Below are 14576 nucleotides of genomic sequence, written 5' to 3' on the forward strand. Positions count from 1 at the left end.
AGTTTACCGGGCAACAGGGTACTTAGGCAACCGCTTGAAGCAGATATCCTCGCACTCCTTTTGGGCCTGTTACATAAAATTTACATAAAAATCACGCGATCAAGCAACACTTTATAGAAATACATTCGAATTGTACTGCTGAGGAGGCCGCCATTTGCAAGCCTGGAAAGATAAATATACCGCTTATGTGCATAAGCAGCAGCAAGCTTCTCCTCCGGAGCCTGACAAAAGTCCGCTTACAGGAAATCTGCAGGCCGATTTACAAGCGCTGCAGGCACGGCTTGGTGACAACGGCGACCTCGTAGTCCGCGACTTCCAGCTCTTCGGAGCCCACCAGGCCGTAATGCTCTTCTTCTCTTCACTGGTTAATACGGAGCAGGTGCGCGAGCATGTCCTTAAACCTTTAATGGCCGGGCCCACCGGGCATAAGGAAATTCCGGAGCATATGGCCGGTATGATCCATTATATCTGGAGCACAGCCGTCCAGGTAACTCAGGGAACAACCACTACAGACATTTCTGTGCTGCCGGACGCTGCCGTGAAGGGTGAGCTGATTCTGCTGATAGAGGGAGTGCCCGAAGCCCTTGTGCTCGATATGCGCCAGATTGATATGCGCGGCGTGGAGCAGCCGCAGACCGAGCAGGTCATCCGCGGACCCCGTGAAGGGTACGTAGAGAAGCTGGAGAACAACCTGTCCCTGCTGCGCTACCGGCTTCAGAGCACAGATTTCCGGATTGAAATCAGCCCGATCGGAACCCGTACCCAGTCGAGAGTGGCCTTATGCTATATCGAGAGCATTGCCGACAGCGGGCTCGTTGCTGAAGCGATGCGCAGAATCTCAATGATTGATACCGACGGAATTCTTGATGCCGGATACATTGAGCAGTTCATTGAAGACCAGCCGCTGTCCCCGTTCCCGCAGGTGCAATGCACAGAGCGGCCCGACAAGACGGTTGCCGCTCTGTTGGAAGGGCGGGTTGCCATGCTTGTCGACGGTTCTCCCTTTGCTGTAATCGTCCCTGCTCTATTCAACCAGTTCTTTCAGACGGTAGATGATTACACAGAGCGTTTCATTATGGGCAGCCTGATCCGTATAATCCGTCTCATCGCGCTGTCTTTCTCACTTTTTTTCCCTGCGTTATATGTTTCTGTGATCTCGTTTAATCCCGAATTAATGCCGACGGATTTCGCTGTGGCTATCTCGGGCGGAAGAGCAGGTGTGCCGTTTCCTGCCGTTCTGGAGGTGCTGATCATGGAGGTCTCCATGGAGGTGCTGCGTGAAGCTACGATCCGTCTGCCGCAGATGATCGGCGGCGCCTTATCCATCGTGGGCGTTCTCGTGATTGGACAGGCAGCAGTAGGTGCCGGACTCGCCAGTCCGATTACCGTGGTGATTGTGGCGCTGACGACCATCGGTTCTTTTGCCACTCCAGCCTATAATGCCGCTATTGCCTTGCGGATGCTAAGATTTCCGCTGATTATACTGGCCGGAATGTTCGGTCTCTACGGTGTGATGATCGGTACGATTCTCATTCTGAACCATCTGCTGTTCCTGGAATCCTTCGGCGTCCCGTATATGTCCCCTTTCATTCCCGGCAAATGGCGTGACCTGAAGGATACGCTGGTACGTGTGCCGCTGTGGTGGATGCGCCGCCGTCCGAGCTTCCTGCATGCCCAGAATAATGACAGGCTGTCCCGCAATGTTCCCGCAGTACATGTAGATCAGATCCTCAGGCAGGAAGGTGAACCCAGTGAACAGTCTCCGGCAGATCACAACGCTACGCGCAGCCGCCGTCATCAGTAGCACCATTATCGGTGTCGGGATTCTCAGTTTCCCCCGTTACATGGCTTTAGCCGGGAACAGCAGCGCGCCCTTCATCGCATTCAGCGGCGTCGTCCTGTCTTTCCTCAGCTATTGGCTGCTCGCCTCCCTGTGCCAGCGTTTCCCCAAAGAGTCCCTCTTTGTGTTCAGCCGAAGGCTGATCGGACGTCCGCTAGCCACCGTCTTCACCGCCGTAATTCTGATATTGTTTATTACGCTGACAGGGATCACTACACGCCAGTTCGGAGATGTCGCCACAACCGTGCTGTATAAAAAAACACCAATTGAAGCCACCATTTTTCTGATGCTGCTCGTTAGCCTGCTCTCCTCCAGACGCAATGTTGTGAAGTTCTCGTATATCCATTTTTTCTACCTGCCGCTGATTGTCGGCTCCATCGTACTCACGATCCTCATCTCCCTGAAAAGCGTTGATCTCCTTAATCTGCAGCCCATTCTAATGTCACCTACCCTCGAATTCTGGAATGGTGCACGGGAGGCAAGCTATCTGTTCCAGAGCTCCTTCGTGATTACACTGCTGATTCCTTTCATGGAAAAGCCGAAGCACGCATTCCGCGCGGGCGCGCTGGCCATAATCATGTCGGGTGCCATCTATGTACTGATCGTGATTGCCTCTGTGGGAATGTTTGGTGCGGAGGAGACCAAGCTGCTGATCTATCCCACGCTGGAAATGGCGCGTTCCGCAGCATTTGGTGAGGGTTTTCTTGAACGGCTGGATGCCATCTTCATCATTATCTGGGTCATTTCGGTCTATACAACGGTGTACACTACGTATTACATATCCGCTTACCTGATGCAGAACCTGTTCGCTCTCCGTGATCAGAGTATGGCCGCAAGTATACTGCTGCCGCTGATCTTTGCTCTGGCGATGCTGCCCCCCAATGTCTTCGAGGCCTATGAATGGATTCTTCACCTGGGCAATGCGGGAATGGTACTGATGATTGGATATCCGCTGCTGCTATGGATGGCCTACTTCATCCGGCGCGCCGGGAAGGAGGCCTCCTCATGATCAGAAGGCTTCCGCGCTCATTCGCCCTAATCCTAATGCTGGCTATGGCTGCCCCTGTTCTAAGCGGTTGCTGGGATCAGGTAGAAATTGAAGACCGGGCGCTTGTACTCGGGTTGTCCATCGATAAGATCTCGGCCGAAGAGGCAGAGAAAGGAGACGAAGTCACCCATATTAACCATGATAATCTGCCTGCAGAAATGATCAGTGTGACCGCACAGATTGCGGTTCCCGGCAGAGTTCCCCTGGGTCCCGGAAGCGGAGGAGGCAACCCGGGTGACGCCAAGACCAGCCCGGTCTGGGTAGTTAGCGTGCGCGGCATTTCACTCGACGATGCCATGAATAATCTGCAGCAGCAGATTGCCGACCCGCGTTATCTGGTTCACCTGCGGATCATTATCATCAGCGAGGATATCGCCCGGGGCAATCTCGAAGAACTCAACGACTATCTCCGGCGCAATCCGGAAATCCGGCGCAGGACCTGGCTGCTGGTATCCGAAGGCAAAGCTTCTGATTTCATGGATGTGAATCCGCCGCTTCAGCGTGTGCCCACACTTTATATTTTGTCCATGATGGAGAAGTCGGTGTCCTCCGGGAAGTTCCCCCGGGATTATATCGGCACATTCTGGTCGGCGGATACCAAGTGGGGCCAGAGCGCGTACTTGCCTTATGTCGCACTGCGCAATAGAGATAATATCCTGATCAAAGGATTGGCTTATTTCAGCGGCGGAAGAATGGTCAACAAGACCGCTCCGATTGAAATCGGCGGCTTCATGGCACTCCAGGGAATCGACCCGGGAGGTTATTCTACCCTCTTTCATACCAATAAGATGGGTATCGTCATGACCAAAATCAATGAGCGTTTCACCCGGACGCGGAGCTACATCAAGGACGGCAAACCCGTTCTGTCGTATCAGGTCTTCCTGGAGGCCGATCTCGATGAGCAATATGGCAGCAATATCCCTGTCGACTCATCCGCCAAGCTGCAGGAAATTGAACGGGATTTCGAGGAACAGGTCCGAAGCATACTGACCGGACTGGTTAAGCAGACCCAGAAGGATCACTCCGATATTTTTGGCATGGGCGAAATGATCCGGAGTCACCATCCTGCCTACTGGAAAGAGCATATCCATGACAAAGATGACTGGGAAAGCCTGTATGGCAGCATTGAGATAGACATTCAAATGAAGCTTCATATCCGGAGAGTGGGACTGAAAGACCAATAACCAGTAATTAAGTTCATGTATCTATATTTAAAAGGGAGCGATCCGCATGGTCCGCCTGTTCGGAAGTCTGGTTATCATAATGTTAATCTCCACACTGATGCTGCTGGCGGTAGATGCCCGGATTTACAACAGCAAAGGCTGGCTCCGGGAGAAAAAATACGCTATGGTTCTGGGATGGGCCTACGGCGTCATCTCCCTGGCTATCCTTATCGGGCTGATCATTTATGTATAGCTGTCCCGGCACCCTCCGTAGTATTTCTTCACGGCCCATGGTATATTGAGGAGTACAATATTACAGGACGGAGAATGCAGGCATGAATACAAGAAGAAATCCGAAAGAGGGTTCCAAGCGGGGCGTGAAGCCCGCAGCAGCCTCCAAGGCTCAGCCTAAATCAGGAACCAGAAATCAGGGGAACAAGACCTCTAACCATAAACCGGGGGCAAGACCGGGAGCACCTGCCACAACAACAACCAAAACACCTGCACAGATAAAATCCTATACGGTGTCCGAGCCCGCAGAGCTGCTGCCTTACCTGCTTAAGACGATTACGAATAAGGGACGGAATGCGGTCAAGTCGATGCTGTCCCGGGGACAGATATCGGTAAACGGCAAGCCGGTAACCCAGCATAACCATCAGCTCCATCCCGGTCAGACCGTGACTATTGATCAGGAGAAGCATGCAGAAGCCAAAGAAATGCTCGGGCTGACCATTGTCCATGAGGATGATGATATCATCGTCATTCAGAAGGATGCCGGACTGCTGTCGATTGCTACCGGAGAAGACAATGAACTGACAGCTTACCGCCAATTGATGGAGCATGTGCGCCTGACGAATCCTAAGAACCGCGTCTTTGTGGTACACCGCCTGGACCGTGATACCTCAGGAGTCATGATGTTTGCCAAAAGCGAGGCGATTCAGCAGTCCCTGCAGAACAGCTGGAAAGAGACCGTCAAGGAACGCTCCTACGTGGCGCTGGTGGAAGGCGCAGTCAAGAAATCCGAAGGCACCATCAGCTCCTGGCTGAAGGAGACGTCTACGCTGAAGATGTACTCCAGTCCGCATGAAGGGGACGGGCTGCATGCCGTAACCCGTTATAAGCTGATCCAGGCCAACCGGCATTTCTCCCTGCTGGAAGTCCACCTGGAGACCGGACGGAAGAACCAGATCCGTGTCCACATGTCAGACATCGGGCATCCAATTGCCGGCGACAAGAAATACGGCGCCGAGACCAAAGCTGTCGGCCGTCTCGGACTGCATGCCCGCGTACTTTCGTTCGTTCATCCGACTACCGGGGAAATCCTCACCTTTGAGAGTCCTATTCCAAAGACATTCCTGAAGTATACCGCACCTGCGCCGACGAACTAAACAAGCTGGGTAATTTCTTTGTCAATTACTAGAGTTTGATTCCACTCCAGACACTTTTATTTGCGTAATATCGAGTAGGAGGGGGCGGCAAGCCCCCGTCCTCTCACACCACCGTACATGCGGGTCCGCATACGGCGGTTCCAAAAGGTTAACAAAGTTCCAGATAGCGTGAAAGTAAACTCTTCAGCCCTTTTGCTTCCCAATAGGAAGTCGAAAGGGCGTTATTCGTGTTCCGGGACATTTCCCACGCGCCTCGCCGCGAGTTGGCCATCTTAAAACAAGCCCACTTTGGAACCCCGAGTGCTCGAAGCTCGCGGATTCGTGTACGTACTCGTTTCCACTGTTTCCACAGACACATTCGAAGTCTCCTCCGAATCCACTGGTCCAGTGTTTGGAAGTGTGTCTTCGCCGAGGCTAGACGGAAATAACCGAGCCAACCCATCAGATAGCGGTTCAGTCGGTAAATCCTTTCTTCCATGGAAATGGACCAGGTACGTTTCGTTAGCTCTCGAATTCTCCCTTTAAAAGCTGCGAGACTCTTCGGAGCAATCCGAATCGTTGCCTGTTTCTGGCTCAGGAAACTGAATCCTAAGAACTTTCGGTGCCAAGGTCTCGCTACCGCACTTTTCTCCCCGTTTACTTTCAGTTTTAGCTTTCCTTCTACAAACCGACTTACCGATTCCATGACACGCTCGCCTGCTCGTTTACTCGCCACAAAGATATTACAGTCGTCCGCGTAGCGTACGAATCGCAAACCTCGCCCGGTCAGTTCCTTGTCCAGATCATCCAATAGAATGTTTGCTAGAAGCGGACTAAGCGGACCGCCTTGTGGCGTTCCCTCCCGGCTACGCTCCCATTTTCCATCCACCATAACTCCGGCGTTTAAGTAAGCACGGATTAGCGTCAGCACTCTTTTGTCCTCCACTTTCCGCGCCACTCTTGCCATTAGCATGTCGTGGTTTACCTTGTCAAAGAATTTCTCCAGATCCAAATCCACGACCCATCTGAGGCCGCCTTGGATATATCTTTGGGCTTGTTTAACGGCGTCATGCGCGCTCTTCCCCGGCCGAAAGCCGTAGCTGTACCACGAGAATTGTGCGTCAAAGATCGGGTTCATGACTTGTAAAAGTGCTTGCTGGAGGAAACGGTCCATCACAGTCGGGATGCCTAGCTGCCGTACACCGCCTCCAGGTTTGGGGATTTCCACCCGTTTGACTGGCGCAGGTCTGTAAGTTCCCGTCAGAAGTTCAGTTTTCACCGATGCCCAGTGCGTATTCAGGTAAACTTGTAGATTCGCTACCGTTACACCGTCCACACCGGGCGCTCCTCCATTTTGCACCACTCGTTTGTAAGCGAGTCGAAGGTTATCTCCTTTGAGCATTTGCTCCAGCAAGTTGTTCTGGTCTTCGCGAGAGGAAGGGACGACTTGTGCCGACGAAGAACTCGGCGCTCCGGCATACCCTGACGGCTTCACCGCTTCTCTTTGCCGCAAGCTCCCTTGCGAGATATTCTGCTGTCGTTGCTCTTCATGCGAACGCATCGCTTTCCTCTCTCCTTTCGGTTCAGCCCTTCCGTAAATTGTTGCAACAGCTTACGTACTATGGCTTCTGCTGACTCCTGCCAGTTCAGCGCAGCCTCTCAGCTACGGTTACAAGTTTTTTTTTCTTGCTTATCTGACAGGTCTCCCCAGATAAGAACGTCATCTGTCTGCCCGCGACCACTGGAGTATACCGCGCCAGCCCTTGGCGGCTTTGGATTTCGTCATGTTTAGGTGACTCATCCGACTGACACAGCCTCAAATCCAGTTCGTGTACCTTGGCCCGTGCTTTTGCCTCCGGCTTCCTTCAGATTCCACCTCACGGTGGACACCCTTGCCCTTGGCTAACGGTAGGCGCTCGCCAGCCCCCGTTCGGGACTTTCACCCTAAAGATGACGCCCATGCTGGGCGTACTAAAGGAAAATGAGAGGCATTTATGCCTCTCATTTGTCGCTTTCGGGAATTCCCCGATTCATCCGCTTTTTGAGGCAGAGATCCGGCACCATTCTATGAAATCCTGCACATAATACAACATTTCCCTCCTCATACCGGCCCAAATCCACAATTGTTGTACAAACTGCAGCATTTCATCTCTTTCAAACGGCTCAGCAGAATTATTCTTGTATTTCATACAACAATCCTCCCGATCACCCGGCTATCCATCAATCAAAGTTGCAAAACGTACAACATTTATGTCTACAGTGTTTCTTGCACACTCTTTCGATTCACTATCATCCAATTTTAAACTTAGTATATAGGATTAGTCTGCTTAACTCTATTACCATCCTGTGAAATCCTCTTTCACCTAAAAAAGACACCCGCAAGGGTGCCTTTTCATGCTCACTATCTGATCTCGTACCAGTTCCTCAGACCTGACGCCATAGCGCGGCTAAATTACTCTACCTTACCGCCTTCAACTACCAGCTCGTCAGTATAGCCTTCTCCATAGACCTCATTCAATGTATCGCTATAGGCCTGATGAATGAATTGCTCTTTGCCGATGGTTTCAAGCTCTGTATTGATCCAGTTCAGCAGCTCCGTGTTGCCTTTGGCTACTGCCGGGGCAATCGTATCCTGTCCCCCAAACGCCGGGATGCTTACCGTGAAGCCGGGATTGGACTTCGCCCAGGCGATCAGCTCGGTGTTATCGTTGGCAATCGCTGCACCGCGTCCGTCTTTGAGTGCTGCAAAGATCTCTGTGTACTGGTCAAATTTCAGCAGCTCAATGTCCGGGTACTCTTTGGTGAAGTAAGTTTCTGCTGTAGTTCCTTTGGCAACAATAAGCTTCTGGCCTTTCTCCTTCAGCTGGTCAATCGAAGTAACCGGTGCACTGTCAGGGGATACGATCCCGAAGGACAGCTTCATATACGGATTGGCAAAATCCACTTTTTCTTTTCTTTCATCCGTTACGGTGAAGTTAGCCATAATGATATCTACTTTATTGGATTCCAGGTAAGCGACGCGGCTGGCCGCATCTACCAGAACGAATTCCGCCTTGGATTCATCCCCGAGCAGGTCCTTGGCGAATCTTTTGGCGATATAGACGTCGAAGCCCTGATTCTTGCCGTCAGCATCCACATATCCAAATGGCGGTTTATCCGCAAAAACACCAATCCGGACCTTGCCGTCCTTCTTCAGCTGTTCAATAGAAGCAAACTTGGATGATGCCGACCCTGCACTATTGTCCTTGTTATCCGAATTACCGCAAGCGGTTAAGCCCACCAGCAATAAACCCGCTGCTATAAGTGATCCTGCCAACTTCAATCCTTTTCTCATTCCTCTTCATCCCCTGTTTTCTATGATTTTTAATACTGAAATATATCCAGAAAGTGCTGTGCACGCTCTGTCGCTGGTTTGGTGAAAAATTGCTGCGGCTCCGCGATCTCACAAATGCTGCCCTGATCCATAAATACGATCCGGTCACCTACAGACTTGGCAAAGCCCATTTCATGGGTCACGATAATCATCGTCATGCCCTGTTCGGCAAGTCCCAGAATAACATCCAGCACTTCGCGCACCATTTCAGGATCAAGCGAAGCCGTTACTTCATCGAATAACATAATCTCGGGGTTCATACATAACGCCCGTACAATCGCAATCCGCTGCTTCTGTCCTCCGGACAGCTGCCGGGGATAAGCATCCTTGCGGTCCAGCAGCCCGACCCGGTCCAGCAGTTGCTCTGCCTGCTGCCGCGCTTCTTTCGGTTCTCTCTTTTGCACCTTGAGAGGTCCGAGCAGAATGTTGTCCAGCACCGTCATATGCGGGAACAGCTCATAATTCTGAAACACCATCCCGATGCGCTGCCTGACTTCACGCCAATTCACCTGGGGTCCGGCCAGATCCTGGCCATGGTAGCTGATTCTTCCGCCCTGCACGGGCTCCAGCCCGTTAAGACATCGCAGGAGCGTGCTTTTTCCGCAGCCGGACGGGCCGAGAATAACTGTTACTTCCCCTTTAACCACCTGCAGATCAATGCCGCTTAGAACCAGCCGTTCTCCGAAGCTTTTCTGCAATCCTTCTACCTCCAGCAACAGTTCGCCGGTATTTATCATGATTATCGTTCCTTCCTAACGGCTAATTCTGCCATCTGCGTTCCACTCTCCGGGAAATACGGGATAACGGGAAACATACGGCAAAGTACAGGATAAAGATGAAGCCATACACCCAAAACGAAGCGTTTGGCGCTTTGATGACCCCAAGCTCAATGATCTGCTGCCCGATCTTCACGACCTCTATCACTCCAATCAGCACAACGAGCGAGGTGGTCTTGATCATCCGTGTCGCCAGGTTAATTGCGCCAGGCACCATTCTGCGGATAGCCTGAGGGATAAGAACATACCGGTACAGCTGCCCCCGGCTGAGTCCCAGCGCTGCACCCGATTCCTCCTGATGCTTCGGCATGGACTGCAGCGCACCCCGCACAATGTCGCCAATCTCGGCCGCTCCCCACAGGCTGAACACCAGAATGGAAGTCGTCTCACCGCTAATGTCGATATTTAATAGAGGTGTGAAGCTGAAATGCACAACGTAGAGCCAGACCAGAATCGGTATGATCCGGAAGGCCTCCAGATACAAACGTAGCAATGCCTGCAGCGGCTTCACGTTCAGCGTCCGGAGCAGCCCCATCACTATGCCCAGCACCGTCCCGATCACAATGGAAACAAACGAAATTTCAATGGTGACCAGCAGACCGCCGAGCAGACGCTCGAAGTTCGAGCCTTCAAACAGTACCTCAATCCCCGAATTCTGCATATCTTACCTTCCTTTCCAGCCAGCTCAGCACAACCGACAGAGGAAGCACCAGAATGAGATAAGCGGCCACCAGCAGCAGCAGGGATTCCGCTGTTTTGTAATGCATGCCGATCAGATCCTTCGCCACATTCATCAGATCCATTAAGGCGATTGCTCCGACAATGGAGGTCTCCTTGAGCAGAAAAATCACATTCGCTCCCAGTGAAGGAATGCTGATGGCAAAAGCCTGCGGAAGAATAACATATCTGGCGAGCTGGGTCCGGGATAATCCGATACTAAGTCCCGACTCCACCTGTGTCCTGCTTACAGCTTCCATTCCGCCGCGGAAGGCCTCGGTCATATAACTGCCTCCCAGGAAGGTCAGCCCGACAATGGCACATGTGACCTCACTCATCCGAAGGCCAACCTTGGGCAAGCCATAGTATAGGAAGAACAGCTGTACCAGCAGCGGGGTATTCCTCGACAGCTCGATATAAGCTTGAATAATGAAGCTGATGCCCCTCACTTTGTAATACAGGATAACGCTGAATATCAGTCCCAGCACCAGCGAGAACAGAATGGCCCAGAAGGCCAGCTTCAAGGTCAGCCACATTGCGTCACCATACAGCGGCAGGCTCTCGGCGATAAACTCCCAATCCAAATTCATAACCATTCACAACCCTTTGTCTGTAAATAAAATCCCCCATGAATGCAGCTAAAACTAACTATTCAAATGTGAAAACCCCACTTTATAGGCGGCTTAAGACGCCTTTGGATTTTTGTGAGCAACGATGATTGCCCTATGTACAATTCTGCCAAACTATTTAAAATTCTTACAAAAACCTCACATACTGTGGTAATCATCTTATTCACATAATGCCTACTTGTCAACTATGTTTTCTTAATTTTCACTCTTTTCCGCGTCATGGTACAATACAGAGAAACGTTAGAAGGTGCCGCTCTTGTTCCATCCTACTGTATTTGACAATATTAAAATTGCTTTTGAGAACCAGATCTACGACTATGATAATCTGGATGGAATCCTTGTCGTGACGGACCGGTCGGATTTGCTGAACCTCGCGCTGATGTCACGGGAGTTCAGTCTCTCTTTCAAATTGACTGAAGGCAATAATGTAACCTCCGAAATTATGCTGCAATCTTCGGTGAAGGATCTGAGCGACGAAATTATGGAAACACCGGGGAGTGATCCCGGTTGCACTCTTCTATTACGCTTTTATATGGAGATTGACGATGTGAATGTGCAGTGTCCAGCGGCGGAGAAGATTCTGTCTACGATCTGGGGGCCGGATTTCCAGCCTGTCCAGTCCCTCAGCTTCCGCTACGGCCAGGAAGGCGATACGTACAATAACTGCATAGAACTGCAGTTCAAACGACAAATCACTGAAGAACAGATGGAAGATATTCCGAACCTTCTGAAGTTCCTGCTGCAAAGCGCCGGGGAACTGGAGGAGGTATAATTCTTAAGGCGGGGTGAACTGCATATGAATTTTCTGCCTCCTGCAAGGACGGGCCGCTGGCTCTGGTGGTATGTCAGTTATGCGCTGATTGTGTGGCTGCTGCTGATTCTGCACCGGTTCGTGCTGCTCGGCGAGAGTTTCGATCTTCTGATCTTACTTCGCTGGGCTGCTCTTTCTATCGTGCTCTCCGGTATTATTAACAGCTTCGGCTGGTATGGCGCCCGGCTGGTGTGGATATTCTCGACCGCAGGCGTTGTGCTCGGGATCAGCCTGATGTTCATTTACACTTCCCGCGATATGTCAGGCTGGGAGGATCTTGCGGGCTTTCTGTCTTTTCTCCTGTTCACGGCGGGTGGTTTCGTCCTTGGTTTGCTTGTGGAAGGCAGCCGACTGCTTGTTCAATATTTGCGCAGACGCTGATGCCTTCTGCTGGCCGGACTCTACCCTTATACAGGATTACAAGAGGAGCTGATGACCCTGATGTCCAATTCCTTGCTGACCAAAAATGCGCTCGCCCGCTCCCTGAAAGAGCTGATGGCACATATTCCGCTGAACAAAATCTCCGTCAGGCATCTGGTGGACGACTGCGGAGTGAACCGGCAGACCTTTTATTATCATTTTCAGGATATCTTTGACCTCCTGGGCTGGATCTACAAGACCGAGGCGGTCGAGAGTATTGCCCAGTACCGCAGCTACAGCACGTGGACGGACGGATTTCACCGGATTTTCTGCTATATCGAGAGCAATAAAGCCTTCTGCTGCAACACGCTGGACTCACTGGGACGGACACATCTCGATGCCTACTTGTATGAAGTAACTAATGATCTGATCATGGGAGTCATTAACGAGCTGGCCGCCGGGATGGATATCAGGCTGGAGGATAAGCAATTTATCGCTAACTTCTACACGCTGGCCTTCACCGGGCTTGTGATTCAGTGGATGCGCGACGGTATGAAGGATCAGCCGAAGCATATGATTGAGAAGCTCAGCGTGCTGATCGAAGGGAACTTCCTCAAGGCGCTGCATAAATATGAACAGGCGATGCCGTAACCCTCCGGGTTGCGGCTTTTTTAATGAAATAATATGTTTTGGGGTTATTTTCCTGTCCAAAAACTATACACTTTGCTCCATATGACCAAATTTCATACACTCGCGGACTTTTGATGATACCTTCCACAGCGGCGCTATATTACACTCGGTTCAGGTACAGCAATCAAGCAAACCTATGGAGGCGACAATCAGTGAAAAAAGAGTACGGTAACGAGCAGGTGTATTTTGTCGGCGGCGGAATTGCATCACTTGCGGGTGCGGCATACCTCGTCAGAGACTGTGGTTTTCCCGGACAGAACATTCACATTATTGAAGAGATGAAGATCCTCGGCGGCAGCAATGACGGCTCAGGCAATGAGGAGCACGGCTATGTGATCCGGGGCGGCCGGATGCTGAACGACGAAACCTATGAGAACCTATGGGAACTTCTAAATACGATTCCATCGATTGACCAGCCGGGGCTGACGCTGCGGGAAGAAATCACCCAGTTCGATGATGCCAATCCAACCCGCTCCAAGGCGCGCCTGGTCGACAGCAAGGGTGAGATTCAGGATGTCAATTCGATGGGCTTCGATATGGCTGACCGCCTGGCCCTCGGCAAGCTGATCATTACTCCGGAGGCCAAAATGGGTAAAGCACGGATCAATGACTGGTTCGGCCCGCATTTCTTCACCACCAACTTCTGGTATATGTGGGCGACTACCTTCGCCTTCCAGCCTTGGCATAGTGCGGTTGAACTGAAACGCTATATGATCCGCTTCATTCATGAATTCCCGAGAATTCAGACGCTCGAAGGCGTAACCCGCACCCCTTACAATCAATATGATTCGATTATTCTGCCGCTGCACCAGTATCTGGAACCGCTTGGCGTAGATTTCACGTTAAAATGTACGGTAACTGATCTGGAATTCAAAGAAGGCGACGGCATTACCGTTACGAAAATGAAGGTCTCCCGCCAAGGCGTGGAAGACGTGATCGAGATTAACGAAGGCGACCGTGTGATTATCACCAACGGTTCGATGACCGAAGGCTCCAGCCTCGGCTCGATGACCTCGGCGCCGCGCCTGAACGGCAAAGGCAGCTCGTGGAAGCTGTGGGAGAATATCGCCGCCAAGAAGCCGGGTCTCGGCAATCCTTCGTCTTTCGACGATCATGTGGACGAGTCCAAGTGGGAATCCTTCACGGTTACCTTCCAGGACTCGAAGTTCTTCGACCTGATGGAAGACTTCACGCGCAACCGGGCCGGCACCGGAGCACTCGTGACCTTCAAGGATTCCAGCTGGCTGATGTCCGTTGTATTGGCCTTCCAGCCGCATTTCCGCAACCAGCCGGAGCATGTCAAGGTATTCTGGGGTTACGGACTGTATCCGGACAAGGTCGGCGATTATGTTCACAAGAAAATGTGCGACTGTACCGGCGAAGAGATCATGCAGGAGCTGATTGGCCATCTCCATTTCGAGGCGCATAAGGAAGAGATTATGGCTACTGCCAATTGCATTCCTTGCATGATGCCGTACATTACGTCCCAGTTCATGCCAAGACTGAACAGCGACCGGCCGCAGGTTGTGCCTGAAGGCTCCACCAACTTGGCCTTTGTCGGCCAATATTGCGAAATCCCGGACGATGTGGTTTTCACGGAAGAATATTCCGTCCGTGCAGCCCGAATCGCTGTCTACACCCTGTTCGGCATTAACCGTCCGGTGGAGCCGATCAAGGAATACCAGCATGATGTGCGCACGCTGTTATCGAGCCTTGTGACTTCGTTCAGATAGTACGGTTATATGGCCCGGAATAGGCAAACGAAATACCCCGCTGCATGGAGAGAATCCATACAGCGGGGT

Annotated in this window: 14 protein-coding genes and 1 pseudogene; 9 read left to right on the forward strand and 6 right to left on the reverse strand. The window is 51.6% G+C overall.

Annotated features, from left to right (window positions below):
• Positions 1 to 154: 154 nt before the first annotated feature.
• The 5 genes from NYE33_RS32880 (at position 155) to NYE33_RS32900 (ending at position 5439) form a co-directional block, all read left to right on the forward strand.
• Positions 155 to 1804, forward strand: coding sequence for a spore germination protein (locus tag NYE33_RS32880; RefSeq protein ID WP_083705118.1), 1650 nt, complete (start codon positions 155 to 157; stop codon positions 1802 to 1804).
• Complete coding sequence (locus NYE33_RS32885; RefSeq protein WP_341069501.1) at positions 1752 to 2849, forward strand: GerAB/ArcD/ProY family transporter; 1098 nt, start codon at positions 1752 to 1754, stop codon at positions 2847 to 2849. The genes NYE33_RS32880 and NYE33_RS32885 overlap by 53 nt, the downstream gene beginning before the upstream one ends.
• Positions 2846 to 4072 (forward strand): Ger(x)C family spore germination protein, encoded by a 1227-nt coding sequence (locus NYE33_RS32890; protein ID WP_042134468.1) that lies wholly within the window; start codon positions 2846 to 2848, stop codon positions 4070 to 4072. The genes NYE33_RS32885 and NYE33_RS32890 overlap by 4 nt, the downstream gene beginning before the upstream one ends.
• A 46-nt stretch (positions 4073 to 4118) precedes the next feature.
• Complete coding sequence (locus NYE33_RS32895; RefSeq protein ID WP_042134467.1) at positions 4119 to 4304, forward strand: CLC_0170 family protein; 186 nt, start codon at positions 4119 to 4121, stop codon at positions 4302 to 4304.
• A gap of 82 nt (positions 4305 to 4386) precedes the next feature.
• Complete coding sequence (locus tag NYE33_RS32900; protein WP_081969858.1) at positions 4387 to 5439, forward strand: RluA family pseudouridine synthase; 1053 nt, start codon at positions 4387 to 4389, stop codon at positions 5437 to 5439.
• A gap of 148 nt (positions 5440 to 5587) precedes the next feature.
• On the opposite strand, the gene ltrA is transcribed toward NYE33_RS32900, so the two are convergent.
• The 6 genes from ltrA to NYE33_RS32930 form a co-directional block, all read right to left on the reverse strand.
• On the reverse strand, positions 5588 to 6979 hold the full coding sequence (ltrA, locus tag NYE33_RS32905) for a group II intron reverse transcriptase/maturase (protein WP_081969899.1): 1392 nt from the start codon (positions 6977 to 6979) through the stop codon (positions 5588 to 5590).
• 469 nt (positions 6980 to 7448) lie between these two features.
• Complete coding sequence (locus NYE33_RS32910) at positions 7449 to 7607, reverse strand: hypothetical protein (RefSeq protein WP_156118557.1); 159 nt, start codon at positions 7605 to 7607, stop codon at positions 7449 to 7451.
• A gap of 263 nt (positions 7608 to 7870) precedes the next feature.
• Positions 7871 to 8752 (reverse strand): transporter substrate-binding domain-containing protein, encoded by an 882-nt coding sequence (locus NYE33_RS32915; protein ID WP_042134465.1) that lies wholly within the window; start codon positions 8750 to 8752, stop codon positions 7871 to 7873.
• Between the two features lie 29 nt (positions 8753 to 8781).
• Entirely contained in the window at positions 8782 to 9528 is a 747-nt protein-coding gene (locus NYE33_RS32920; RefSeq protein WP_042134463.1) for an amino acid ABC transporter ATP-binding protein, read from the reverse strand.
• Between the two features lie 22 nt (positions 9529 to 9550).
• On the reverse strand, positions 9551 to 10228 hold the full coding sequence (locus NYE33_RS32925; RefSeq protein WP_042134461.1) for an amino acid ABC transporter permease: 678 nt from the start codon (positions 10226 to 10228) through the stop codon (positions 9551 to 9553).
• Entirely contained in the window at positions 10209 to 10874 is a 666-nt protein-coding gene (locus NYE33_RS32930; protein ID WP_039299936.1) for an amino acid ABC transporter permease, read from the reverse strand. The genes NYE33_RS32925 and NYE33_RS32930 overlap by 20 nt, the downstream gene beginning before the upstream one ends.
• A 286-nt stretch (positions 10875 to 11160) precedes the next feature.
• Here NYE33_RS32930 and NYE33_RS32935 point away from each other — a divergent pair, with 286 nt between their 5' ends.
• The 4 genes and pseudogenes from NYE33_RS32935 to NYE33_RS32950 form a co-directional block, all read left to right on the forward strand.
• A complete protein-coding gene (locus tag NYE33_RS32935) occupies positions 11161 to 11685 on the forward strand; it encodes a hypothetical protein (protein WP_305954179.1) in 525 nt (174 codons plus the stop codon).
• Between the two features lie 24 nt (positions 11686 to 11709).
• Entirely contained in the window at positions 11710 to 12105 is a 396-nt protein-coding gene (locus NYE33_RS32940; RefSeq protein WP_171717636.1) for a hypothetical protein, read from the forward strand.
• Positions 12106 to 12165: 60 nt separating this feature from the next.
• Complete coding sequence (locus tag NYE33_RS32945) at positions 12166 to 12735, forward strand: TetR-like C-terminal domain-containing protein (protein WP_042140838.1); 570 nt, start codon at positions 12166 to 12168, stop codon at positions 12733 to 12735.
• Positions 12736 to 12917: 182 nt separating this feature from the next.
• Positions 12918 to 14507 (forward strand): annotated as a pseudogene (locus NYE33_RS32950) (oleate hydratase); the annotation flags it as partial.
• Between the last annotated feature and the right edge of the window lie 69 nt (positions 14508 to 14576).

Origin of the sequence: Paenibacillus sp. FSL R10-2199, from assembly GCF_038000235.1 — a bacterium.
GTDB lineage: Bacteria > Bacillota > Bacilli > Paenibacillales > Paenibacillaceae > Paenibacillus_AQ > Paenibacillus_AQ phytohabitans.

What these genes read in the sequence shown, in the direction of transcription:
- NYE33_RS32930 (WP_039299936.1), bottom strand. Translation starts at nt 10,874, where the DNA reads ATGAATTTGGATTGGGAGTTTATCGCCGAGAGCCTGCCGCTGTATGGT.
- NYE33_RS32920 (WP_042134463.1), bottom strand. Translation starts at nt 9,528, where the DNA reads ATGATAAATACCGGCGAACTGTTGCTGGAGGTAGAAGGATTGCAGAAA.
- NYE33_RS32915 (WP_042134465.1), bottom strand. Translation starts at nt 8,752, where the DNA reads ATGAGAAAAGGATTGAAGTTGGCAGGATCACTTATAGCAGCGGGTTTA.
- NYE33_RS32890 (WP_042134468.1), top strand. Translation starts at nt 2,846, where the DNA reads ATGATCAGAAGGCTTCCGCGCTCATTCGCCCTAATCCTAATGCTGGCT.
- NYE33_RS32900 (WP_081969858.1), top strand. Translation starts at nt 4,387, where the DNA reads ATGAATACAAGAAGAAATCCGAAAGAGGGTTCCAAGCGGGGCGTGAAG.
- ltrA (WP_081969899.1), bottom strand. Translation starts at nt 6,979, where the DNA reads ATGCGTTCGCATGAAGAGCAACGACAGCAGAATATCTCGCAAGGGAGC.
- NYE33_RS32945 (WP_042140838.1), top strand. Translation starts at nt 12,166, where the DNA reads ATGTCCAATTCCTTGCTGACCAAAAATGCGCTCGCCCGCTCCCTGAAA.
- NYE33_RS32910 (WP_156118557.1), bottom strand. Translation starts at nt 7,607, where the DNA reads ATGAAATACAAGAATAATTCTGCTGAGCCGTTTGAAAGAGATGAAATG.
- NYE33_RS32895 (WP_042134467.1), top strand. Translation starts at nt 4,119, where the DNA reads ATGGTCCGCCTGTTCGGAAGTCTGGTTATCATAATGTTAATCTCCACA.
- NYE33_RS32925 (WP_042134461.1), bottom strand. Translation starts at nt 10,228, where the DNA reads ATGCAGAATTCGGGGATTGAGGTACTGTTTGAAGGCTCGAACTTCGAG.
- NYE33_RS32940 (WP_171717636.1), top strand. Translation starts at nt 11,710, where the DNA reads ATGAATTTTCTGCCTCCTGCAAGGACGGGCCGCTGGCTCTGGTGGTAT.